Raw genomic sequence first — 23,122 nt, forward strand, 5'->3', positions numbered from 1 at the left:
TCTCCCGCCCATGTGCGACAAGCACTACCACGCCATCGAGCCCGTCACCGAGGAAGAGAAGCTTTCCTGGCCGCCCTTCGACCGGGTGGTCAAGCTGGAAAAGCCCTACGTGGACGGGCGCGGGTCCATCCAGCCCTTGGTCGACCGCCTGATGAAGAGCGCGGTGATGATCGAATCGAAGGCCGGCACCCTGCGCGCCAACCACTACCACAAGACGGACTGGCACTATTGCTACGTCATCTCGGGCCGCATCGAGTACTGGCACCGCCCAACCGGCAGCACCGCCGAACCCGAGAAGATGGACGTCAAGGCCGGCGAAATGGTCTTCACCCCGCCCATGGTGGACCACGGCATGGTATTCCCGGTGGACACCACGTTTCTTACCCTGTCGCGCAATTCCCGCGACCAGAAGGCCTACGAGGCGGACGTGGTGCGCATCGACTTCCTGTCGACCGCGGGCCTGACCACATGGAAGCCGGGGGACAAGTGAGTTCCTCCTGCCATCGCCGCGCGACCTGCCGCCTGTGCGGCGGCGCCAGCCTGTCGCTGGTCCTGGAACTCGCGCCGACCCCGCCTGCCAACGCCTTCGTGACCGCCGCCGAAAGAGGCAAGGCGCAGGAGACCTTCCCGCTGGACGTCTTCTTCTGCGACGATTGCGCCCATGTGCAGTTGCTCGACGTGGTCGACCCCCGGGTGCTGTTCGAGAATTACGTCTACGTCTCCGGGACTTCGCCGGTTTTCGTGAGGCATTTCGAGGACTATGCCACCGACATCGTCGGCCGCTTCCACCCCGCGCCGGGCGGCCAGGTGCTCGATGTGGGTTCCAACGACGGAACGCTGCTGCGCATCTTCAAGGATCGGGGCTTTACCGTCCTGGGTGTCGATCCGGCCAAGGAAATCGCCAACCGGGCCACCGAATCGGGCATCGAGACCATCGCCGGCTTCTTCACCCCCGACCTGGCAGAAAAAATTCGCGCCGAACGGGGCCCGGCCGCCATCGTCACCGCCAACAACGTCTTCGCCCACGCCGACGACCTGGCGGCTATCGTCCAAGGCATCCGCGGACTGCTGGCCCCGGACGGCGTCTTCGTCTTCGAGGTCTCCTACCTGGTGGACGTCTACGAAAAGACCTTGTTCGACACCATCTACCACGAACACGTGGCCTATCATTCGGTGAAGCCCCTGGTGGGCTTTTTGAAGCGCAACGGTCTCGAACTGATCCAGGCCCTCAGGGTCGACAGCCACGGCGGCTCCTTGCGGGGCGTCGCTCAATTGGCCGGCGGGCCCCGGCCCGTCGACGCGTCGGTGGCGGACCTGATCGCGCTGGAAGAAAGGCTGGGCCTGCACCGGGCCGAAACCCTTCGGGGTTTCGCCACCAAGATCGACCGGATTCGCGACGATCTGGCCGGCCGGCTCAAGCGCTTGAAGTCCCAAGGCAAGGTCATCGCCGCTTTCGGCGCGCCGGCCAAGGCCACCACCCTGATGTACCATTTCGGCATCGGGCCCGATCTGGTCGACTTCATCGTCGACGACAGCCCCCTGAAGCAGGGCCTGTTTTCGCCGGGAATGCACATCCCGGTCTTGCCGTCGCAGGCGATCTATGACAGGAAGCCCGATTACGTGGTGATCCTGGCCTGGAACTTCGCCACCCCGATCATGGACAAGCACGCCGCCTACCGGCAGGACGGCGGGCATTTCATCGTTCCCCTGCCGACAGTCGAGGTCTTCTGATGGCCGAGTTCCTTCTCCAATCCGACATCGACGAGATCGCCCAGCGCTTGGCCGGCCCGGCCCAGGATTTCGCCGGCAAGACCGTGCTGCTGACCGGCGGCCGCGGCTTCCTGGGGCGCTATTTCATGGAAATCTTCCATACCCTGAACCAGAAGCACCTGAAAAAGCCGGTGAAGCTGGTGGCGCTCGACAACATGATCACGGCGGGCAAGGAGGGCGCCCAGGTCCCCCAATACGACAACATTTCCTTCGTCCAGCACGACGTGATCCAGCCCTTCAAGTGGAAAGGGCCGCTGCACTACGTGATTCACGCCGCCGGCATCGCCAGCCCCTTCTACTACCGGGCCTATCCGCTGGAGACCCTGGAGGTGGCGATCACCGGAACCCGGCGCATGCTGGAACTGGCCGACGCCCACAAGGCGCGCTTCTCCTTCTTCTCCTCGTCCGAAATCTACGGCGATCCCGATCCCAAGCACGTGCCGATGGCCGAAAGCTATCGCGGCAACGTGTCCTGCCAGGGGCCGCGCGCCTGCTACGACGAATCGAAGCGGGTGGGCGAGACGCTCTGCCATATCTTCCACACCAAGAACGGCACCCATACCAACACCATCCGGCCGTTCAACGTCTTCGGGCCCGGCATGCAGGAAACCGACTACCGGGTGCTGCCCAACTTCGCCAGCCGCATCAAGGCCGGCAAGCCCTTGCAGGTTTACGGCACGGGCAACCAGACCCGGACCTTCTGCTACATCACCGACGCCATGGTGGGCTTCCTGCTGGTGGTGCTGAAGGGCGTGCCGGGCGAGGCCTACAACATCGGCAACCCGAAGCCGGAAATCTCCATGGTCGACCTGGTCAAACGCATCGAGAAGGTGTCGAAGCACAAGGTCGCCTACGATGTCGTGGAATATCCCGACAGCTATCCGGCCGACGAGCCCAACCGCCGCGCCCCCGAGATCCGCAAGGCCCGCCTGCAACTCGGGTACGACCCCTCGGTGGACCTGGACGAGGGCCTCAAGCGGTTTCTCGACTGGTCCGACGGCGTCTATACCGGCGAACAGTGATCCGCTTAGGCCTCATCGGCGCCGGCCCCTGGGGCCGAAAGGTCATCGCCACCTTGCGGCGGCTGGAGCCCGAAGGCATGACCCTGGTCCGGGTGGCCAGCGGCAACCCGGAAACGAGCCGCGAAGTCGGCCCCGCCTGCGAGGTGGTGACCGACTGGCGCCGGATCGTGGACGCGTCCGATCTCGACGGGGTGATTATCACCACGCCGCCGGCCTTGCATGCCGAAATGGCCTGGGCCGCCGTCGCCGCGGGCAAGGCGGTCTTCGTCGAAAAGCCCCTGACCCAGGATGCCGGCGAGGCCCGTGCGCTACTCGACTTCGCGACGCAAAGGCAAGGCTATGTCCTGGTGGACCATATCCACCTGTTCAGCGCCGCCTACCGCGAATTGAAGCGCCGGGTGGCGGCCGAGGGCCCGATCCGGTCCATCCGGTCGCTGGGCGCCAACAAGGGGCCCTTTCGCAAGGACGCCTCGCCGCTCTGGGACTACGGACCGCACGATCTTTCCATGTGCCTCGACCTGTTGGGGGAAATGCCCGAAACGGTGGCCGCGGAAAGCATCGACCGCCGCGATACACCTGCGGGACCTGGCGAGACATTCGCCATCCGGCTCGGCTTTCCCTCCGGAGTCAAGGCGGAGATCAAGCTCAGCAACATCATGAGTTCCAAGCGTCGTTCCTTCGCGGTCACGGCTGAACATGCCATCCTGGTCTACGACGACGTGGCCCCGGAAAAGCTGAAGCTCGACCGGCCCCACGACGAACCCCGCGCCGCCTGCGACATCACCGGCCACTTCCGGCTCGACCCGACGCCGCCCTTGGATGTGGCGTTGAAGGAATTCGCGACCGGAATCGCAGGCGGAACGAATAGCCTGGACAGTCTTCGCCTGGGGGTTCGGGTGGTCGAGGTTCTGGCCCGCTGCGAAGCAGCCCTGGGAGAGGGACTCGGAAGATGACCAAGCCGGCGGATGGTCCCGACTTCTACGAAGGCGGCGATCTGGAAGCCCTTTCCACCCTGCACCGCTATCGCCGCTGGATCGTCGATTCGTTTCGCCCCGAGTTGAAAGGCGCGACGGTCGAGATCGGCGCGGGAATCGGCAATTTCGCCGACGAGTTGTTGCCCCATGCCTCCCGTCTCGACCTGATCGAGCCCACGCCCCGGCTTTGCAAGGCCATGGAGGACCGTTTCGCCGGTAACGAACGGGTCGCCATCCATGCCGAATTCCTCGAGGCCTGGATCGCCGGCGCTCCGGCTGGCCACTACGATTCGGTGGTACTGGTCAATGTCCTCGAGCATATCGAGGACGACGCGGCGGCGTTGGCCGAAATCTACCGCATCCTGAAGCCGGGCGGGCACCTGTTCCTGCTGGTTCCAGCCTTGCAACTTCTCTACAGCCGCCTTGACGCGTTGGTCGGCCACCATCGCCGCTATCACCTGCCCGAGTTGGCGGCCCGAGTCGACCAGGCCGGGCTTGCCGTAGTGCGGGCCCGCTATTTCGACGTCATGGGCGTCCTGCCCTGGCTGATCCTCAACCGGATTCTGGGCTTCACCGAATTCAAGCCCGGCATGGCCTCGCTCTACGACCGCATCTTCGTGCCGATCACCCGCCGCCTCGAGACCCTGGTGGCGCCGCCGTTCGGCAAGAACGTCGTCCTGGTCGCCCGCAAGCCCGGCTGACATGTGCGGTATCGCCGGCAGTACCCGGTCCACCCGAGGCGCCCTGGAGGCCATGCGAGACCGCCTGCGCCATCGGGGGCCCGATGGCGATGGCCTCTGGCAGGAAGCCGAAGGCGATATGGGCTTGGTCCATACCCGCCTGGCGGTCATCGACCTGACGCCCGGCGGCGCCCAGCCCATGGCCTCCGATTGCGGCCGCTACGTCCTGGCCTTTAACGGGGAAATCTACAATTACAAGGCGTTGCGGGCCGAGCTTGAGGCATCGGGCGAGACGTTCCGCTCCCAAAGCGATACCGAGGTCCTGCTGGCGCTGCTGCGTCGCGACGGGGAGGCGGTGCTGGCCCGTCTGACCGGCATGTTCGCCTTTGCCTTTTGGGACCGCAACGAACGGCGCCTGCTGCTGGCCCGCGACCGGCTGGGCAAGAAGCCCCTTGTCTACGCGGACCTCCCCGGCGGCGGTCTGGCCTTCGCCTCCGAGATCCACGCCTTGCGGGCTCATTCCGGCATCGACTTGGGTCTCGATCCGCAGGCCCTATCCGAATTTCTCGCCTGCCTTTATGTGCCGGCGCCCCGCACCATCCACGCCGGCATCCGCAAATTGCCGCCCGGCCACCTGCTGCGCTGGCGGAACGGCAAGGCGGAGGTAGCCCGCTACTGGCGCCCCGCCTATACCGGAGACCGGTCGCCCTCCCTTGACGAAGCGGTCGAGGAACTGTTCCCCCTGCTGCGCCAAGCCGTGCGCGACCGCATGGTGGCCGATGTCCCGGTAGGCTGCTTCCTGTCGGGAGGCATCGACAGCTCGGTGATCGCCGCCCTGATGGCGGAAGCGGCGGGCGAGCCGATCCGCAGCTTCACCATGACGTTCACGGAACGAACCTACGACGAGCGGGATGGCGCCGCCCGGGTGGCCCGCCACGTGGGGGCCCGTCATACGGAACTGCCCGCATCGTCCGAACTGGCGGGACTGTTGGACCGCATGGTCGTGGCCTTCGGCGAGCCCTTCGGCAATCCCACGGCCCTGTTGATCGACGACTTGTCGCGCAAGGCCCGCGAACATGTCACCGTCGCCCTGGTGGGCGACGGCGGCGACGAGGTCTTCGCCGGCTATCCCCGCCACCAGGGGGGACTGCTGGCCGGGCGTTACCGCCGTCTGCCCGGCTGGCTGCGCGAGGGCCTGATCGCCCCCGCCGCCGGCCTGATCCCGGAAAGCAGCAGGGGCCATCACGCCTTCCGCCGCCTGCGCGAGTTTCTCGAGGGCGCCAACCTGCCCGATGCCGAGATGTATGCCGCCTGGGTGGAATATTTCGGTCCCGAGGAGCGGCGAGCCCTCCTCGACCTTCCGACGGCGCCCGACCGGCCCGTCGCCGCGCTCTATCGCACGGTTCCTTCCCCCCATCCTTTGGACGCCATGCAGCAGACCGACCTGGAATCGTTCCTGCCGGGCAACCTTCTCGCCTACGGCGACGCCATGAGCATGGCCCACGCCCTGGAACTGCGCCTGCCGCTCATCGACCATCGCCTGGTCGAGGCGGTGGGCCGGCTGTCGCCCGAACTGCGTTTCCAGGGCGGAATGAAAACCCTGCTGAAGGCCGTCGCCCGCCGTCTCTTGCCGGCCGAGATCGTCGAGCGGCCCAAGCGGGGCTTCAACCCCCCCATGGGCGTCTGGCTGAAGACGGACCTCAAGGGCCTGGTCGCCGAACGTCTGCGCCCGGAGACCTTGGCCGGCCTGGGCCTTGCCTGGGAGCCGGTTGCCGCCCTGCTGGCCGATGGACGGCGGGATAATTCCTTGAAGATCTGGGCCTTGCTGGTCCTGGATGCCTGGCAGCGGAGTCTTCGATCATGCTCTTGATCCTGGGTGTCGCCTTTCTCGCCAGCCTGGTGGGAACCCGCCTGGTTCTGGCTTGGCTGCGCCATCGCCAAATCATGGATCACCCCAATGAACGGAGTAGCCACGCACTGCCCACCCCGCGCGGCGGCGGCCTGGCGGTGACCGCCGTCCTGGTGGGTGCCTGGGCCTGGGTTGGGCCTCCGGGCATCGCCATGGTCCTGCTGCCGGCCATGCTGCTGGCGGCCGTTTCGTGGGCGGACGATCTGTGGACCTTGGCGGCGCGCTGGCGCCTGCTGGCCCAGGTTCTCGCCGTCGCGGCCGTTTTGGCGCTATGGCCGGCGGAACGCGGCTACTTCTTCGGAGGCCTGCTGCCGGGTTTCCTGGATACGCTGGCTGCCGGCCTGCTCTGGATCTGGTTCGTCAATCTCTATAATTTCATGGACGGTATCGACGGTATTACCGGGGTCGAAACGCTTTCCATCGGCACCGGTGCCGCCCTGGTGGCCGTTCTGGCCGGGCTGAACGTGGAGGTTTTCCTCTGCGCCACCACCCTGGCCGCCGTCGCCATGGGCTTTCTGTGGTGGAACTGGCATCCGGCCAAGGTCTTTTTGGGCGACGTGGGCAGTGTGCCCCTGGGCTTCCTGGTGGGCTGGCTACTGCTGTACCTGGCGTCCCGAGGCCAGCCGGTGGCGGCCCTGGTCCTGCCCGCCTACTACCTGGCCGATGCCACCATCACCCTGACCCGCCGGGCTTGGCGGCGCGAGAAGGTCTGGGAGGCCCATCGCGAGCATTTCTACCAAAAGGCCATCCGGCTGCGCGGCCGGTCTCACGCCAGCGTCTCCTTGTCCGTCCTGGGGGGAGGCCTGGCGCTGGCCTTGCTGGCCGGCTGGGCGGCGGTCGGTTTTTCTTGGGAAGCCCTCGTCGGTGGCTTGGCGGTGACGGCGGCGCTTCTCTTGGACCTTGCGAGGCGGCGGGGCCGGGCCTAAAACGGAAAAAACAACAGCGGGCCCGATGGACATCCTCTTCCTGACCGAGAATTTTCCGCCCGAAACCAACGCGGCCGCCACCCGCGTGTTCGAGCGCGCCTGCTTCTGGGTCCGGGACGGCCATCGGGTGACCGTGGTGACCTGTGCCCCCAACTTCCCCCACGGTCGCCTGTTCGACGGCTACGAGAACCGCTGGCGCCAAGTGGAGACCATGGAAGGGATACGGGTGGTCCGGGTGAAGACCTACATCGCCGCCAATCGCGGCAAGTGGCGCCGAGCCCTCGACTTCGTCAGCTTCGGTGTCGCCGGCACCCTGTTCGGCCTGTTCGAGAAGCGTCCCGACGTGGTGGCCGCCACCTCACCCCAGTTCTTCGCCGCCGTGGCCGGTTGGACCATCGGGGCGTTCCGGCGGGTGCCCTTCGTCTTCGAACTGGGCGATCTGTGGCCCGAATCCATCGGCGCCGTGGGCGTCCTGCGCCGGGGGGTCCTGATCCGCCTGTTCGAAATGGTGGAACTGTTTCTCTACCGGCGTTCGGCGGCCGTGGCGGCCCTCACCCAGTCCTTCAAGGACAATCTGGTGCGGCGCGGCATATCGGCCGACAAGATCGACGTGGTGGTCAACGGAGTCGATGTTTCCCGCTATGCCCCCCGCCCGCGCGACGGAGCCCTGGCCCGCGAGTGGGGCCTGGAAGGCAAGTTCGTCGTCGGCTACGTGGGCACCCACGGCATGGCGCACCAACTCGCCAACGTGCTGGACGCGGCGGACCTGCTGCGGGACGCGGCGGACATCCGTTTCCTGATGGCCGGGGCCGGGGCGGAACGGGAAGCCCTGATGGCCGACGCCGCCCGGCGGGGCCTCGGCAACGTCGTCTTCATGCCGCCCCAGCCCAAGGATCGCATGCCGGGCGTCTGGAGTCTCTGCGACGTGGCCCTGGTGCATCTGAAGGATTCGCCGACCTTCGCCGGAGTCATCCCGTCCAAGATCTTCGAGGCCATGGGCATGGGCCTGCCGATCCTGCTCGTCGCGCCCGAAGGCGAAGCCAGCCGCATCGTGCTGGGCGACAAGGCCGGTCTGCACGTGCCGGCGGCCCAACCCGCGCCCTTCGCCGAGGCCGTCCTCCGCCTGGCGGGCGATCGGGACCTGCTGAGCGAACTGGCGGCGGCCAGCTTGGCGGCGGCACCGACCCACAGCCGGGAGCGGCAGGCCCGCGAGATGATCCAGGTTTTCGAGAAGGTCGCGATATGAGCCGCGTCCTGGTCACCGGCGGCGCCGGCTTCATCGGCCATGCCCTTTGCCCGGCTCTTCAGGCGGCCGGGCTCGACGTGGCGGTGGCGACCCGCCATCCCCGCGATGCCGAGAAGCTGCGGGGCGTCGACGTGCGCTCCATTCCCGGCGTCGGGCTGGGCACCGACTGGTCGGCGGCGTTGCGCGACGTGGATGCCGTGATTCATTTGGCGGCGCGGGTCCATGTGATGAGAGATAACGCCGCCGATCCCCTGTCCGAATTCCGCCGGGTCAACACCGAAGGCACCCAGCGCTTGGTCCAGGACGCCATCGCCCTGGGGGTGGCGCGCTTCGTCTACGTCAGCACCATCAAGGTGAACGGCGAGGCCACGGCGCCCGGCCGGGCCTTCCGCGCCGACGACGAACCGGCCCCCATCGACCCTTACGCGGTATCCAAGCTGGAGGCGGAAACCATTTTTCGGGACCTCGCCGCCCAAGGCGGCATGGATGCCGTGGTGGTCCGTCCGCCCCTGGTCTACGGCCCCCATGTGAAGGGCAATTTCCTGACCCTGCTGGAAAGCTGCGACCGTAATCCCTGGCTGCCCTTGGGCGCCGTCCGCAACGCCCGCAGCCTGATCTCGGCCGGCAATCTGGCGGACCTGCTGGTCCGGTGTCTGCTGAAACCCGATGCCGCGGGCCATGTATTCCTGGCCCGCGACGGCGAGGACCTCTCGACCCCCGAGCTGATTCGCCGTACCGCCCGCGCCCTGGGTCGCAAGGCCCATTTGCTCCCGGTTCCCGCCGGATTCCTCCGACTGGCCGGAGCCTTGACCGGGCGTGCCGATTCCATCGCCCGTTTGACCGAATCCCTGGTGATCGACGACACCGAGACCCGGGCCGTCCTCGACTGGACCCCACCGTTTTCGGTCGACGAAGGCCTCGGTCAAACTGCCGAGTGGTTTCATCGCCGCCATCTCCGCTAAAGTAGGCTCCGGGAGGAACCCTCGCCTTGCTGCCCGCCATCCCGCCCCGCGGCTATATCGTCTTCGCCCATGATTTGGTCATGGCTGGCGCGGCGTTTCTGCTGGCGCTCTACCTGCGGGTCGGCGACCTGATCGACGATCTCTACACGCCGGCCATGCTGGCGCAGTGGACGGCCTCCTTCGTCGCCATCGCCGCCACGGTCTTCCTATTCATGGATCTTTACCGGGGCGTCTGGCGCTATGCCTCGCTGAACGACCTGCTGGCCATCGCAAAGGCGGCGACCTTGACCATGCTGGTCTTCGCCGCCGTGATGTTCGTCTCGACGCGCCTGGAGGACCTGCCGCGTTCGGTGCCGGTGATCGCCTGGTTCATCCTGGCGGCTCTGCTGGGCGGGCCCCGGTTCCTTTACCGGCTGTTCAAGGATCGTCGGCTCGACCTGACCTTCGAGAACTCGGACCATCCGCGCATTCCGGTGCTGCTGGCCGGGGCCGGGGACGAGGCGGACCTGTTCATCCGCTCGCTACGCCAGCCCCGCGAGTCCCACTACCGTATCGTCGGCATGGTGGCCGAGACCGCCGGACGGGTCGGCCGCCAGATTCATGGCGTCGAGGTATTGGGAACCCTCGACGGGTTGCCCGCCGTGATCGAAGGCCTGCATCGCCGCGGCGACCGGCCGCAGCGTCTGGTGCTGACCGATCCCGCCATCGACGGTCGGCGGCTGCGCGAGTTGGTGGAGGCCGCCGGCCGCCTGGGTATGACCCTGGCCCGCTTGCCGCGTCTGACCGACTTCAAACCGGGCTCCACCGACAAGGTGGAGCCACGGCCGGTCGCCCTGGAAGACCTGTTGGGCCGGCCCCAGACGCCGCTCGATCGCGAAGCCATGCGGGTGCTGATCGAGGGCCGCCGGGTGCTCATCACCGGGGCCGGCGGCAGCATCGGTTCGGAACTGGTGCGCCAGATCGCCGGATTCCGGCCGGCCGATCTCGCCCTGGTCGAGAACTCCGAGTTCGCGCTCTATACCATCGACCTGGAGATGGCGAATCGCTTTCCCGCCCTGCCGCGCCGAGCCCTGATCGCCGACGTGCGCGACCGCGACCGCATGCGCGCCATCTTCGCCGAGGTAAAGCCCGAGCTGGTTTTCCACGCGGCGGCGCTCAAGCACGTCCCCATGGTGGAGGCCAATATCTGCGAAGGCCTGTTCACCAACGCCGTCGGCACCCGCAACGTCGCCGACGCCTGCCGGGAGGCGGGGACACGGGCCATGGTTCTGATCTCCACCGACAAGGCGGTCAATCCGACCAACGTGATGGGAGCGTCGAAGCGCATCGCCGAGATCTACTGTCAGGCCCTCGACCTGGCCGGGCACGAGAACGACGGAACGCGATTCGTGACCGTCCGTTTCGGCAACGTCCTGGGATCGACCGGTTCGGTGGTGCCGCTGTTCCAGAAGCAACTGGCCGCGGGGGGCCCGCTGACCGTCACCCACCCGGAGATGAAGCGCTACTTCATGACCATCCGCGAGGCGGTGGAACTGATCCTCGAGGCCTCCGCCATCGGCAGCCGCGGCCACGAGCAGGAAGGCAAGATCTTCGTTCTCGACATGGGCGAGCCGGTCAGGATCATCGATCTGGCGCGCCAGATGATCCGCCTGGCCGGCTTCCGTCCGGAAGAGGACATCCGTATCGAAGTTACCGGGCTCCGCCCCGGGGAGAAGCTGTTCGAGGAGATCTTCCACGATTCCGAATCGCCCGTGCCGACCCCCTTCGCCGGCCTGCTGCTCGCGGCACCGCGGGGAGTCGAACTGGAAACCATCGCCAATGCGTTGGGGAATCTGGAGAGATCCTGCCGGACGAACGACACCGGGGCCGCCATGGCCATCCTGCGCGGCCTGGTGCCCGAGTATGCGCCGCCCGACTGACAAAGCCGTTGGCAGGGGAGACGGCCCACGATATCTTCGCTTCGGGGGGTTGCAAGGGAAATCGCCTGCAAGGGTTCCTTGGCGGGAACGGGGCTCGTCTGCTATAGCTCCCCCATCCATCGCCAGGGAGGCCATCATGTCCAAGATCCGCCGCGCCTTGATTTCCGTTTCCGACAAGACCGGACTGGCCGAATTCGGCCGTTTCCTGACGGAGCATGGGGTCGAGATCCTGTCGACCGGCGGTTCGGCCAAGGCCTTGCGCGACGCGGGCATCCCGGTGATCGAGGTTTCCGACTACACCGGTTTCCCGGAAATGATGGACGGACGGGTCAAGACCCTGCAGCCGGCGATCCACGGCGGCCTGCTGGCGATCCGCGGCAATGCCGAGCACGAACGGGCCATGGTCGCCCATCACATCAAACCCATCGATCTGCTGGCGGTGAACCTCTATCCCTTCGAGGCGACGGTCGCCAAGGGCGCCGATTTCGAAACCTGCATCGAGAACATCGACATCGGCGGTCCGGCCCTGATCCGGGCCGCGGCCAAGAACCACGCCTTCGTGACGGTGTTGGTCGATCCCGCCGACTACGGCGCGGTGATGGAGGAAATGCGCGCCCACGGCGGGGCGACGACACCGGAAACCCGCAAGCGGCTGGCCGCCGCCGCCTATTCCCGAACCGGCGCCTACGACGCCGCCATTTCCGGCTGGTTCAACGAGCGGGTGGGTGAGACCTTCCCCCGCCATCTGGCCCTGGGCGGCAACCTCAGGCAGTCCATGCGCTACGGCGAGAATCCCCACCAGGAGGCCGCTTTCTACATCACCGGAGAGAAGCGTCCCGGAGTCGCCAGCGCCGGCCAGTTGCAGGGCAAGGAACTCAGCTATAACAATCTCAACGACACCGACGCCGCCTTCGAGCTGGTGGCCGAATTCGACACACCGGCATGCGTCATCGTCAAACATGCCAACCCCTGTGGCGTAGCCTTGGCCGACAGCCTGCGGGACGCCTACCTGCGGGCCTATGCCTGCGACACCGAAAGCGCGTTCGGCGGCATCGTGGCCTTCAACCGGCCACTCGACGCCTCCACGGCCGAGGAACTGGCGAAGATCTTCCTGGAAGTCGTCATCGCTCCGGAGATCGACGCGGCGGCGCGCGAGGTGTTGGGCGCCAAGAAGAACCTGCGGGTTCTGGAAACCGGCGGCCTGCCCGATCCGAAGGCGGCCGGCATGATGGTCAAGGCGCTGTCCGGCGGCTACCTGTTGCAGGGCCGCGACAACCGGGTGACCGCCGACGACCTGAAGGTGGTGACCAAGCGCGCCCCCACCGAGGCCGAGATGCGCGACCTGCGCTTCGCCTTCACGGTCTGCAAGCACGTCAAGTCCAACGCCATCGTCTACGTGAAGAACCAGGCCACGGTGGGCGTCGGCGCCGGCCAGATGAGCCGGGTGAACTCGTCGCGCATCGCCGCCTGGAAGGCCGCCGACGCGGCCCGCGTGGCGGGCGACGAGGACAGCTGGGCCCATGGCTCGGTGGTCGCTTCGGACGCCTTCTTCCCCTTCGCCGACGGCCTGCTGGCCGCCGCCGAGGCTGGGGCCACGGCGGTGATCCAGCCGGGTGGGTCCATGCGCGACGAGGAGGTCATCAGGGCCGCGGACGAAAAGGGTTTGGCCATGGTCTTCACCGGTATGCGTCATTTTCGGCACTGATTCGTCATTGTTCTGTCAACGCTTTGAAAATACGCGTGAATTTTTCGTGACAGCGGCGAACCGGACTTGATCGTCCTTCCTTTCCCCGGCCACAATCGGCGGCTGGAAGAGGATGGATGCATCATGCCGAAGGAATTCCTGGCCACGGAGACCGGGCCCGCCGCACCTCCCTGGTACGAGAGGGTCTGGGCCGATTCCTTGCGTTCCGGGAGCCAGGACGCGATGCCCGAGACTCCCGAGGCCTTCCTGGAGCGGGTGTCCCAGGGGTCCCGTTATGCCTTCCAGCCCATCGTGGATATCCATACCGGTGCCTGCTGGGGCTACGAGGCCCTGTTGCGGGGTAGCGACGCCCTGGGCTTTTCGGCGATTGCCGATGTTTTCGAGAAGGCGTGGCAACTGGGCTGCCTGCACCGGCTGGACGTGGCGCTCCGCGCCAAGGCCTTCGCCGGCTTCGCCCGTATCGACCGCCTGCCGGAGGCGAAGCTCTTCTTCAATCTGGAGCCACGGACCCTGGCGTCCCCCGACTACCAACCGAAGCGAACCTCCGGCCTGCTGGAGGTCTACGGCATTCCCCCCGAAGCCCTGTGCCTGGAGCTCACGGAACGCCACGCCGCAACCGACTCGCAATCGGCGCGGGTCATCGATCTTTACCGGCGCCGGCGCTACAAGCTGGCGCTGGACGATTTCGGCACCGGCTTTTCGGGGTTGAAGCTGCTTTATGACCGCCAGCCCGATTTCATCAAGATCGACCGTTATTTCATCTCGGACATCGGGCGTGACAACAAGCGCAAGCTGTTCGTGTCCTCCATCGTCAATCTGGCCCACGTCCTCGGCATCTCGGTGATCGCCGAGGGCGTGGAGACCGAAGCCGAATTCCTGGCCTGCAAGCGCATCGGCTGCGATCTGATGCAGGGCTGGTTCGTGGGACGCGCGGTGGAGGACTTCACCGACCTCCGGTCGCGCTACGAGGTGGTGGTCGAAACCAACCGTCGCGACCGCCGGGCCGAGAAATCGGACAAGGACATCGTCGCCGAGCAGATCCAGAGCATTCCGCCGCTCAGGGTCGACGAGCCGCTGGCTGCCGTGTTCGATGCCTTTCGCAGCAACAAGGATCAATCCTTCTTTCCCGTGGTCGACCGCCATGGCCAACCGCTGGGCATCGTCCGCGAATCCGACCTGAAGAGCCTGGCCTATTCCCCCTTCGGGTACGATCTGGCCTCCAACCGCGGACTCAAGCGGTCGCTCCAGGATTTCGTGGTCAAATGCCCGGTCGCCGACGCCAAGGCGGAAGCCGAGCAAATCCTGGAGATCTTCGCCCTGGGCGAAAACCCGGAAGGCATCATCATCGTCGAAGGCTTTTCCTATGTCGGTTTCCTGTCGGCCGCCTCCCTGCTGCGGGTGGTCAACGCCAAGAACCTGGCCCAGGCACGCGACCAGAACCCCCTGTCCAAACTGCCCGGAAACGGCAGCATCAACGATTACGTGGCGGCCGCGCTGGAAGCCCGGGACGCCTACCGGGCGCTGGTCTACTTCGACTTCAACAGCTTCAAGCCCTTCAACGACCATTACGGCTTCCGCCAGGGCGACCGGGCCATTTTGCTGTTCGCCGACTTGATGCGCAAGAAGCTGAGGCCGCTCGCCGATTTCATCGGCCATGTGGGAGGCGACGACTTTTTCGCCGGCTTCCGCGACCAGGATTTCCCGGTGGTGCGGGAAGCCGTCCGCGACCTGCTCGCCACCTTCGGCAAGGACGTGGAAAGCTTCTACGATCCCGAGGCCCTGGCGGCCGGCGGCATCGTCGCCAAGGACCGGGAAGGCGTGCTGCGGACCTTTGCCTTCCTGTCCTGCAGCGCCGCCGTGATCGAGGTCCGCGAGGGTCCCCTCATGGCCAGCGCCGACGACCTGATCGCCCTCTTCGCCCAGCTCAAGAAGGAAGCGAAGGCGAGCCCCTGCGGCCTGGCGGCGGCAGCCGCCGTCTAGCGAGGTTGACGTGCCGGAAGGCGCGTGGTTTCCTGCCCACCTCAGGCGCCGGAAGGGTGGAATCGCGGGCAATGTTGTTCAATTCCGTCGAATTCGTCATCCTGTTTCTGCCGCTTACCCTGCTGGCCTTCCATTTGGTCCCGATTCGCTGGCGGATGGCGGTGCTTTGCCTGGCCTCCCTGGTCTTCTACGGCTGGGCGGACTGGATTCCCCTGGCTTTCATGGTCCTGTCGGTAGTCTGGGCCTATGGCTTCGCCTTCCTGTCGCAACGCTGGCGTAGCCCGTGGGTGCTGGGGGCGGCGGTCTTCTTTCCCCTTTGGGTGCTGTTCATGTTCCGCTACCTGGATTTCACCCTGACGGAAGTCGGGGCGGGACCGGAAACGCGGCAGACCTTCTACTTCTTCCTGAACGTCGTTTTGCCGGCCGGCATCAGCTTCTTTTCGTTCCAGATCGCGTCCTATTCCTACGACGTCCACGACGGCAAGGATCGGCCGGAACGCAGCCTGCTGAAGCTGACCACCTATATCTCGGCCTATCCGCAGCTCATTGCCGGGCCGATCTTGCGTTTCGACGATCTGTCGAGCCAGCTCGACCGGCTGGGGCAGGTCAAGGACCTGGGGATCAATTGGCCGAAAGCCATCAAGTTCCTGTCCATCGGCCTGTTCATGAAGGTGGCGGTTTCGGATCTGGCGGCGGTGATGAGCGAACGCTTCGACCTCGCCACCAACCCGTCGTCGCTGGACGCCTTTATTTCGGTGCTGCTCTATTCCTTTCGCATCTACTACGACTTCTGGGCCTATTCGGTGATCGCCATCGGCCTGGGCGAAATGCTGGGGCTCAGGATTCCCATCAATTTCAACGAGCCCTATATCGCCCGCAGCCCTCGCGATTTCTGGCGTCGCTGGCACCTGTCGCTGTCGACCTGGCTGCGCGATTACGTCTATCTTCGCCTGGGCGGCAACCGGAATTACGTCCGCAACATCGCCATCGTGTTCGCCGCCTGCGGCATCTGGCACGGGGCGGGGTGGAATTTCCTCGCCTGGGGGCTCTACCACGCTTTTTTCGTCATCCTGTACCACTACCTGCGGCCGTGGTGGGACCCCTTGCCCAAGGCTTTGCAGATCGCGGCCACCTTCCTGATCGTCACCCTGGGCTGGCCGCTGTTCTACCTGGATTTCGGCGCCTGGTTGCAACTGCTGGAGCGCATCTTCCTGGGCTTCGATTATTCCATGACCGCCTTCGGCCTGCGGCACCTGGCCTTTATCGCCGCGGTCGGGGGCTGGACCTTCCTGGTCCGCGAGGCGCGTTGGCTCTACAACGCGAAGCCCTGGCCGGTGGTGGATTGGCCGGTCGTCCATGCGGTCATGTTGTTCGGAGCGACGCTGTTCTTCGCCTGGAGCCGGACCTTCATCTATTTCCGATTCTGACCGGCGACGGGACCCAGCAGGCCACGCTGGCGCATCTCGGCAATCAAGGCGTGGTAGTATTCGGCCTTGAAGTGCATGCGGTCGAGGGCCAGATGGGCACCCGGCATCAAGGGCCGGTGGTCGATGACGGAAATCCCCGGAACCATCGCCATGGCGCGATCCACGATATCGTCGACCGGTCCCGGAACGTAGGGCCCGGACCGGTAGAGCGGGGGGATGTAGAATACCAGCCGCCGGCCGGCACCGGCGACGATGCCGTCCATCTCCCGTAGCGCCTGGGCAATGTCGTCTTCGTCGCCGAACCGCAGGCGATCCCGTCTGTCGAGCGGACGGTAAGGCGTGGGCGGCACGCCAAGCAGGAAGGGCGCGTAGACCGTGGTGCCGTCCCGGTAGATGGCGTAGTCCAGGTAGGTGTGCAACTCGGGATGACGGCAGAAATCCCGCACCTCGAGAAGCCCGAGCTTCACCAGCACGGAGACCGGGATCATCTTGAAGATCGCCCATCGCCAGCCGGCCAGGGGCGTGGCCTCGTGGCGAATGGCGCGGGTGCAGGCTTCCATGTCGAGACGGACGAGCTGCCCGCCGCCGCCCAAGGCACCGGAAAGGACGCTCTGGTAGCTGAACAGCCCCTGGACCCAGCGCACCACCGCATCCAGGACCAACAGGCCGTGCCGAACCTTCCCGACGGCGCCGGCATAGAGGCTGGACGCATGGAGGGTGACATCCAGCGGATTGGCGTCCTGGTAGGCTACGAACCGTCTTCCCCATTCGGTAGCCGGGGTAAAGACATGGACGATCACGGTTTCCGTCGGCAGTTTGCCGACGGATGCCAGGTAATAAAGGAGGTCGCGGAGTTCGAACAGACTGGGCTTGATGAGGTAGAAGTAGTTGAAGAACTCGCCTTCATCGGGGCCGAGGAACGACGCCTCCCAGTTCTGGCCCTGGTGGCCGCCGAACAAACCGACCTTGGGCGCCGGCATCTTCTCCGCGTAGCCGATCTTGATGGCGACATTCTGCTTCTGGCTGGCGCCCAGGGTCACGAAGACTTCGTTGGGTGCCAGGGTTTCCAGCGGGACCGCCTCGGAACCGCGAAAGCTGGCGCTGTTCCAGGCCGCCGCGACGGGAAGCAGCATCAGCAGGCCAAGCGTCATGCCGAACCGGGTCAGGTAGCCTCGGGGATGATGCATCGCCCGGTGCCTTTCGTCAGAACTTGCGGGCCTTGATGAGGTCCGGGGTCATCAGGGACAGGCGGATATACTGGGCCAGGATATGCATCAGCGACTGGTGCACGTCTTCGATGACCCCGTAGTTGTCGGCCTCGGCATGCAGGTGGATATCGGCCAGATTTCCCGTCCGGCCACCGGAAAAGCCGGTAAAGGCGATTAGTTCCAGGCCGTTGGCCTTGGCCCATTCGGCGGCCTTGACCACGTTCTCCGAATCGCCCGAGGCGCTCACCGTCAGCAGCACGTCGCCCGCCCTCGCGCTGGTGCGGAGCTGGTAGACGAAAACCTCGCCGTAGGACAGATCGTTGGCGATCGCCGTCATCATGGGAATGTTCGCCGACAGCGAATAGACGCGCGGCACCACGTCGGTATCGGTCTGGATCAGCTTGGCGTGGTCGCAGACGAAGGAGTTGGCGATGGCGGCCGAACCGCCGTTGCCGCAGACGAACAGGGTCGCGCCGCGCCGGTAGGCGGCATCCAGCAGGGCCGCCGTCGCCGCCAGCCTGTCCCGATCCACCGAAGCGGCGGCTTTGGCCACCCGGTCGAAATAGGCGTCGGCGTAGCGGGCGACCGAATCGAACTTGCTGTCGGGAAAGGTCATGGGCGGTCCCAAAAAGACGGTTGCGGTGCGGCGCGGGGAGTGTGGGACAGATCGTTCGACATTTCAACGACAAGAAGATTTCCCTTGAGGACGCACCGGGCATGGCCTAATCCGGAGCCAGGCCTTCGGGAGGGAGCTTTTCGGCCATGGCCATCAAGTCCACCAACATCACCCAGGTCGAACACCGCATGACCCCGGAAGCCCGGTGGCGGGTGCACGGGCATCGGGGCGGCGTGCTGTGGTTCACGGGCCTGTCGGGATCGGGCAAGAGCACGCTCGCCTTCGAACTGGAACAGGCCCTGTTCGCCAAGGGATTCCAGGTCTACGTGCTGGACGGGGACAACGTGCGCCACGGGTTGAACCGCGACCTTGGATTCTCGCCCGCCGACCGGACGGAAAACATCCGGCGCATCGGCGAGGTGGCGGCCCTGTTCGCCGACGCCGGTCTGATCGTGCTGACCGCCTTCATCTCGCCTTATCGCAGCGACCGGGCGACGGCCCGCCAGGCGGCCCAGGGCGCCTTCCACGAGATCTATCTGGCCGCCGGTCTGGAGGCTTGCGAACGGCGCGACCCGAAGGGTCTCTACCGCAAGGCCCGGCAAGGCCAGATTCCCGAATTCACTGGCATCTCCGCCCCCTACGAGGCGCCCGAGGCCCCGGAACTGGTCATCGATACCGGAATCCTGCCGGTCGCCGAAAGTCTGGACCGTCTCGTCGAGTACGTGCGGACCAACTTCTCCTTTCCGACGGAGTCGGCCTGACATAGGATCGTTCCGGGACAAGCCGCAGAAGGGGCCAGGGTCCATGACCGACGTTCGATTCCCGCGCCATCAGACCGTCGATCCGGGGGACTTCGCCCCCGGCCGCAACGATCCGCCCCGGAAATACGGACTGCCCGCCGACATCCGCTATTGCCGGTCCTGCGTGATTTCCAACCAGCGTCCGAATTCGGCCGTCGAATTCGCCCATAACAAGGACAGCCTGAAGACCACCATCGGCTTCGACGAGAGCGGCGAATGCGACGCCTGCCGGCTGGCCAAGCAGAAGAAGGAAATCGACTGGGCGGAACGCGACCGGCAACTGAAGGAGCTTTGCGACCGCTACCGCCGCACCGACGGGCGCTACGACTGCGTGGTTCCGGGATCGGGCGGCAAGGACAGCTTCTATGCCGCCCACCTGCTGAAATACAGGTACGGCATGCATCCGCTGACCGTGACCTGGGCCCCTCATGTTTATACGGAATGGGGCTGGAAAAACTTCCAGTCCTGGATCCACGCGGGCTTCGACAACTACCTGATGACCCCGGACGGCAGGACCCACCGTCTGCTGACCCGGCTGGCGGTGGAAAACCTCTTCCATCCCTTCCAGCCCTTCATCCTGGGCCAGAAGAACCTGGCGCCCAAGATGTCGGCGCTGTTCGATATTCCGCTGGTTTTCTTCGGCGAGAACGAGGCCGAATACGGCAACCCCATCGGCGACAGCGCTTCCGCCCAGCGGGATTGGACCTACTTCACCGCCGCCGACAAGTCGCGGATTTATCTGGGCGGGACGTCCTTCGCCGACCTGATCGAACGCTTCGGCGTCCACGAATACGAGTTGCAGCCCTACCTGCCGGCCAATCCGGAAGACCTGAAGCGGGTGGGTACCCAGGTCCACTACCTGGGCTACTACGTCAAATGGCACCCCCAGGCGGCATACTATTACGCCGTCGAACACGGGGGCTTCATCCCCTCGCCGGAGCGCACCCCCGGCACCTATTCCAAATACAACTCCATCGACGACCGGATCGACGACTTCCACTACTACACCACCTTCATCAAATTCGGCATCGGCCGGGCCACTTACGACGCCGCGCAGGAAACCCGCTCGGGCGACATCACGCGCGAGGAAGCCGTCGCCCTGGTCAAGCGCTACGACGGCGAATTCCCGGAACGCTTCGCCGACGAGATCTTCCGCTACCTGAGCCTGCCGCCCGAACAGTTCCCGGTGGCATCGACGATGTTCGAGCAGCCGATCATGGATCGCGACTATTTCATGCAGCTGGCCGACCGCTTCCGCTCGCCGCACGTCTGGAAGCGCGAGAACGGCCAATGGCTCTTGCGCCGGAAGGTCTGGGAGTGATGTTGCGCCTGATCGCCCGGCTGGACATCAAGGGACCGCACCTCATCAAGCCCGTGCAGTTGGAAGGCGTGCGCAAGGTCGGCGACCCCCGCGAGTTCGCCCGGCGTTACTACGAACAGGGCGCCGACGAAATCCTGTACATGGACTTCGTGGCCAGCCTCTACGAGCGTGACGTGCTTTACGACATCGTGCGCCGCACCGCCGAGGAGGTCTTCATCCCCATCACGGTGGGCGGCGGCCTGCGCAGCCTGGACGAGGTGCGGGCCATGCTGCGGGCCGGGGCCGACAAGGTGGCGATCAACTCGGCCGCCACCCTGCGTCCCGACTTCGTCACCGAACTGTCCAGGACCTTCGGGTCGCAATGCGTGGTGTTGCAGATCGACGCGAAAAGCGACGGCCGGGGCGGCTGGGAGGCTTACCGGGACGGCGGGCGCGAACATACGGGCTTCGACGCCGTGGCCTGGGCCCGGCGGGGCCAGGAGCTGGGGGCGGGCGAGATCTTGCTGACCGCCATCGACCGGGAAGGCACCCGCAAGGGCTTCGACCTTTCGTTGACGCAAAAGATCGCCGCAGCGGTGACCATTCCGGTGATCGTGTCCGGCGGCATGGGCAGCTTCGACCACCTGGCCGAAGCGGTCGACCGGGCGGGTGTCGATGCGGTCGCCATGGCCCATATGCTGCACTACGGGCAGACCACCGTCGGCGCGATCCGCGCCCAGGCCCTGGCACGGGGCTTTCGGGTAAGGGAAATCGCATGAACAGGGTGGTGGTGGTCGATTACGGAGCGGGCAACCTGCTCAGCGTCTGCCGGGCCTTCCAGCATGTGGGGGCCCAGGTCGTCCTCGCCGACGGGCCGGCGGCCGTGGCCGTCGCCGACCGTCTCGTGGTTCCCGGGGTCGGGGCCTTCGGCGACTGCATGGGGGGATTGCGGCGGCGCGGACTGGTGGAACCGATCCTGGAATTCTGCGGGCGCGATCGGCCCTTCCTCGGGATCTGCGTCGGCATGCAGATGATGTTCGAGGCCAGCGAGGAATTCGGCGAGCATCCGGGGCTGGGGCTGCTGCCCGGACGGGTGACGGCCATACCGGCGACCGGCGCCGACGGCCATCCCCACAAGATTCCCCACATCGGCTGGAACCGCCTTCTGGTCCCCGAAGGAGGCGTCTGGACGGAGAGCATCCTGAAAGACCTCGCGCCCGGCGCCTGGGCCTATTTCGTCCACTCGTTCGCCGGAAATCCCGTCGATCCGACGCATCGGCTGGCCGACACCGACTACGACGGCCGGATATTCCCGGCCGCCGTGCGGCGCGGCGGCCTGTTCGGCACCCAGTTCCATCCCGAGAAAAGCGGCGCGGTCGGCTTGACCATTCTGCGCCGCTTTCTCGCGATGTAGACCTCAGCCGCGCAGGTCCTCTTCCGGATAAGCGCCGATATGGTGGTAGGAGAGGTCCGCGCCCTGGAATTCCTCTTCCTGAGACATGCGGATGCCGACCGTCGCCTTGAGCCCGCCGTAGACGACGAAGCCCGCCACGCCGGCGATGGCAACCCCCAGCAGCGTTCCCGCCACCTGGGCGCCTAGCGATACCCCACCCATGCCGCCCAGGGCTTCCTGGCCGAAGACGCCGCAGGCGATGCCGCCCAGGGCGCCGCAAAAGCCGTGCAGCGGCCAGACGCCCAGCACGTCGTCGACCTTCCACTGCACCTGGCAGTGGTTGAATCCCCAGACGAACAGCGCGCCGGCCGCGCCGCCGGTCAGCAAGGCGCCCACCGGATGCATGACGTCGGAGCCCGCGCAGACCGCAACCAAGCCGGCCAGGGCGCCGTTATGGACGAAACCGGGATCGTTGCGGCCCACCAGCAGGGCGGTCAGGATACCGCCCACCATGGCCATCAGGGAATTCAGCGCCACCAGGCCGGTGACCGCTTCGAGGGTCTGGGCACTCATCACGTTGAAGCCGAACCAGCCCACCGCCAGGATCCAGGAGCCCAGCGCCAGGAAGGGGATGTTGGACGGAGGAATGCCGGCCACGGAGCCATCCTTGCGGTAACGCCCCATGCGGGCGCCCAGCATGAGGACGGCGCCGACCGCGACCCAACCGCCCATGGCATGGACCACCACCGAACCGGCGAAGTCGTGGAAGGGAACGCCGAAGGTCTCCTTCATGAAATCCTGGAAGCCGAAACGGGTGCCCCAGACCATGCCCTCGAACAAGGGATAGACCAGGCCGACCAGAAGGGCGGTGGCGCCCAACTGGGGCCAGAAGCGGGCCCGTTCGGCGATTCCGCCCGAGATGATGGCCGGAATGGCCGCCGCGAAGGTCAGCAGGAAGAAGAACTTCACCAAGTCGTAGCCGCTCGCCTGGAACAGGGTGCCTTCCGCGCCGGCAAGGGTCTTGGCACCGGCCAAGAATCCCACGCCGTAGGCGATGGCGTAGCCGATGAAGAAATAGGCCAGGGTGGATACCGCGAAATCCACCAGGATCTTGATGAGGGCGTTGACTTGGTTCTTGCGCCGCACCGTACCCGCCTCGAGGAAGGCGAATCCGGCGTGCATGGCCAGGACCATGACGGCCCCCATCAGTACGAACAGGACGTTCGCACCCGTCTTTACCGCTTCCATGGAACTCTCTCCCGCCACTTTGTTGTAGGCTTGATGG

19 protein-coding genes and 1 pseudogene are annotated in these 23,122 nt (G+C 65.9%); 17 read left to right on the forward strand and 3 right to left on the reverse strand.

Annotation, left to right across the window (positions count from 1 at the left end):
* Positions 1-10 precede the first annotated feature (10 nt).
* The 13 genes from H7841_00555 (at position 11) to H7841_00615 (ending at position 16,520) form a co-directional block, all read left to right on the forward strand.
* Positions 11-490, forward strand: coding sequence for a cupin domain-containing protein (locus tag H7841_00555; GenBank protein ID MEO5335373.1), 480 nt, complete (start codon positions 11-13; stop codon positions 488-490).
* Positions 487-1,731, forward strand: coding sequence for a class I SAM-dependent methyltransferase (locus H7841_00560; GenBank protein ID MEO5335374.1), 1,245 nt, complete (start codon positions 487-489; stop codon positions 1,729-1,731). Before H7841_00555 ends, H7841_00560 begins: the two co-directional genes overlap by 4 nt.
* A complete protein-coding gene (locus tag H7841_00565) occupies positions 1,731-2,792 on the forward strand; it encodes an NAD-dependent epimerase/dehydratase family protein (protein ID MEO5335375.1) in 1,062 nt (353 codons plus the stop codon). The genes H7841_00560 and H7841_00565 overlap by 1 nt, the downstream gene beginning before the upstream one ends.
* Complete coding sequence (locus tag H7841_00570) at positions 2,789-3,745, forward strand: Gfo/Idh/MocA family oxidoreductase (protein MEO5335376.1); 957 nt, start codon at positions 2,789-2,791, stop codon at positions 3,743-3,745. Before H7841_00565 ends, H7841_00570 begins: the two co-directional genes overlap by 4 nt.
* A complete protein-coding gene (locus H7841_00575; protein MEO5335377.1) occupies positions 3,742-4,467 on the forward strand; it encodes a class I SAM-dependent methyltransferase in 726 nt (241 codons plus the stop codon). The genes H7841_00570 and H7841_00575 overlap by 4 nt, the downstream gene beginning before the upstream one ends.
* A 1-nt stretch (position 4,468) precedes the next feature.
* Positions 4,469-6,316, forward strand: a complete 1,848-nt coding sequence (gene asnB, locus H7841_00580) for an asparagine synthase (glutamine-hydrolyzing) (protein MEO5335378.1) — start codon at positions 4,469-4,471, stop codon at positions 6,314-6,316.
* Positions 6,307-7,281 carry a glycosyltransferase family 4 protein gene (locus H7841_00585; protein MEO5335379.1) on the forward strand — a complete coding sequence of 325 codons (975 nt, stop codon included), beginning with the start codon at positions 6,307-6,309 and terminating at the stop codon, positions 7,279-7,281. The genes asnB and H7841_00585 overlap by 10 nt, the downstream gene beginning before the upstream one ends.
* 25 nt (positions 7,282-7,306) lie before the next feature.
* Entirely contained in the window at positions 7,307-8,527 is a 1,221-nt protein-coding gene (locus H7841_00590) for a glycosyltransferase family 4 protein (GenBank protein ID MEO5335380.1), read from the forward strand.
* Positions 8,524-9,489 (forward strand): NAD-dependent epimerase/dehydratase family protein, encoded by a 966-nt coding sequence (locus H7841_00595; protein MEO5335381.1) that lies wholly within the window; start codon positions 8,524-8,526, stop codon positions 9,487-9,489. Before H7841_00590 ends, H7841_00595 begins: the two co-directional genes overlap by 4 nt.
* An 80-nt stretch (positions 9,490-9,569) precedes the next feature.
* Positions 9,570-11,408 (forward strand): polysaccharide biosynthesis protein, encoded by a 1,839-nt coding sequence (locus H7841_00600; protein ID MEO5335382.1) that lies wholly within the window; start codon positions 9,570-9,572, stop codon positions 11,406-11,408.
* 136 nt (positions 11,409-11,544) lie between these two features.
* A complete protein-coding gene (purH, locus tag H7841_00605) occupies positions 11,545-13,113 on the forward strand; it encodes a bifunctional phosphoribosylaminoimidazolecarboxamide formyltransferase/IMP cyclohydrolase (protein ID MEO5335383.1) in 1,569 nt (522 codons plus the stop codon).
* Positions 13,114-13,236: 123 nt separating this feature from the next.
* Positions 13,237-15,093, forward strand: coding sequence for a GGDEF domain-containing protein (locus H7841_00610; GenBank protein ID MEO5335384.1), 1,857 nt, complete (start codon positions 13,237-13,239; stop codon positions 15,091-15,093).
* A gap of 71 nt (positions 15,094-15,164) precedes the next feature.
* Positions 15,165-16,520, forward strand: a complete 1,356-nt coding sequence (locus H7841_00615) for a hypothetical protein (protein MEO5335385.1) — start codon at positions 15,165-15,167, stop codon at positions 16,518-16,520.
* On the opposite strand, the gene H7841_00620 is transcribed toward H7841_00615, so the two are convergent.
* Both H7841_00620 and H7841_00625 read right to left on the reverse strand, forming a co-directional pair.
* Entirely contained in the window at positions 16,505-17,707 is a 1,203-nt protein-coding gene (locus H7841_00620; GenBank protein ID MEO5335386.1) for a hypothetical protein, read from the reverse strand. The two genes, H7841_00615 and H7841_00620, sit on opposite strands and share 16 nt — an antisense overlap.
* Positions 17,708-17,723: 16 nt before the next feature.
* On the reverse strand, positions 17,724-18,344 hold the full coding sequence (locus H7841_00625) for an SIS domain-containing protein (GenBank protein MEO5335387.1): 621 nt from the start codon (positions 18,342-18,344) through the stop codon (positions 17,724-17,726).
* 200 nt (positions 18,345-18,544) lie between these two features.
* On the opposite strand from H7841_00625, the pseudogene cysC reads away from it, so the two are divergent.
* From cysC to hisH, 4 genes and pseudogenes are all read left to right on the forward strand, one after another.
* Positions 18,545-19,105 (forward strand): annotated as a pseudogene (gene cysC / locus H7841_00630) (adenylyl-sulfate kinase).
* 43 nt (positions 19,106-19,148) lie between these two features.
* Positions 19,149-20,465 carry an N-acetyl sugar amidotransferase gene (locus H7841_00635; protein MEO5335388.1) on the forward strand — a complete coding sequence of 439 codons (1,317 nt, stop codon included), beginning with the start codon at positions 19,149-19,151 and terminating at the stop codon, positions 20,463-20,465.
* Positions 20,435-21,223: an imidazole glycerol phosphate synthase cyclase subunit gene (locus H7841_00640; protein MEO5335389.1), complete on the forward strand. Its 789-nt coding sequence runs from the start codon at positions 20,435-20,437 to the stop codon at positions 21,221-21,223. Before H7841_00635 ends, H7841_00640 begins: the two co-directional genes overlap by 31 nt.
* On the forward strand, positions 21,220-21,858 hold the full coding sequence (gene hisH / locus H7841_00645; GenBank protein MEO5335390.1) for an imidazole glycerol phosphate synthase subunit HisH: 639 nt from the start codon (positions 21,220-21,222) through the stop codon (positions 21,856-21,858). Before H7841_00640 ends, hisH begins: the two co-directional genes overlap by 4 nt.
* Before the next feature lie 3 nt (positions 21,859-21,861).
* Here hisH and H7841_00650 read toward each other — a convergent pair whose 3' ends face one another.
* Complete coding sequence (locus H7841_00650) at positions 21,862-23,085, reverse strand: ammonium transporter (protein ID MEO5335391.1); 1,224 nt, start codon at positions 23,083-23,085, stop codon at positions 21,862-21,864.
* Positions 23,086-23,122 lie beyond the last annotated feature (37 nt).

The organism is Magnetospirillum sp. WYHS-4 (assembly GCA_039908345.1).
In the GTDB taxonomy this organism is placed as follows: domain Bacteria; phylum Pseudomonadota; class Alphaproteobacteria; order Rhodospirillales; family GLO-3; genus JAMOBD01.

Excerpts from the sequence above, each read along its gene's own strand:
- H7841_00625 (MEO5335387.1), bottom strand. The coding sequence starts at position 18,344 with ATGACCTTTCCCGACAGCAAGTTCGATTCGGTCGCCCGCTACGCCGAC.
- H7841_00615 (MEO5335385.1), top strand. The coding sequence starts at position 15,165 with ATGTTGTTCAATTCCGTCGAATTCGTCATCCTGTTTCTGCCGCTTACC.
- H7841_00575 (MEO5335377.1), top strand. The coding sequence starts at position 3,742 with ATGACCAAGCCGGCGGATGGTCCCGACTTCTACGAAGGCGGCGATCTG.
- H7841_00620 (MEO5335386.1), bottom strand. The coding sequence starts at position 17,707 with ATGCATCATCCCCGAGGCTACCTGACCCGGTTCGGCATGACGCTTGGC.
- H7841_00565 (MEO5335375.1), top strand. The coding sequence starts at position 1,731 with ATGGCCGAGTTCCTTCTCCAATCCGACATCGACGAGATCGCCCAGCGC.
- H7841_00555 (MEO5335373.1), top strand. The coding sequence starts at position 11 with ATGTGCGACAAGCACTACCACGCCATCGAGCCCGTCACCGAGGAAGAG.
- H7841_00650 (MEO5335391.1), bottom strand. The coding sequence starts at position 23,085 with ATGGAAGCGGTAAAGACGGGTGCGAACGTCCTGTTCGTACTGATGGGG.
- purH (MEO5335383.1), top strand. The coding sequence starts at position 11,545 with ATGTCCAAGATCCGCCGCGCCTTGATTTCCGTTTCCGACAAGACCGGA.
- H7841_00590 (MEO5335380.1), top strand. The coding sequence starts at position 7,307 with ATGGACATCCTCTTCCTGACCGAGAATTTTCCGCCCGAAACCAACGCG.
- H7841_00635 (MEO5335388.1), top strand. The coding sequence starts at position 19,149 with ATGACCGACGTTCGATTCCCGCGCCATCAGACCGTCGATCCGGGGGAC.
- H7841_00600 (MEO5335382.1), top strand. The coding sequence starts at position 9,570 with ATGGCTGGCGCGGCGTTTCTGCTGGCGCTCTACCTGCGGGTCGGCGAC.
- H7841_00595 (MEO5335381.1), top strand. The coding sequence starts at position 8,524 with ATGAGCCGCGTCCTGGTCACCGGCGGCGCCGGCTTCATCGGCCATGCC.
- H7841_00585 (MEO5335379.1), top strand. The coding sequence starts at position 6,307 with ATGCTCTTGATCCTGGGTGTCGCCTTTCTCGCCAGCCTGGTGGGAACC.
- asnB (MEO5335378.1), top strand. The coding sequence starts at position 4,469 with ATGTGCGGTATCGCCGGCAGTACCCGGTCCACCCGAGGCGCCCTGGAG.
- H7841_00610 (MEO5335384.1), top strand. The coding sequence starts at position 13,237 with ATGCCGAAGGAATTCCTGGCCACGGAGACCGGGCCCGCCGCACCTCCC.
- H7841_00640 (MEO5335389.1), top strand. The coding sequence starts at position 20,435 with ATGGCTCTTGCGCCGGAAGGTCTGGGAGTGATGTTGCGCCTGATCGCC.
- hisH (MEO5335390.1), top strand. The coding sequence starts at position 21,220 with ATGAACAGGGTGGTGGTGGTCGATTACGGAGCGGGCAACCTGCTCAGC.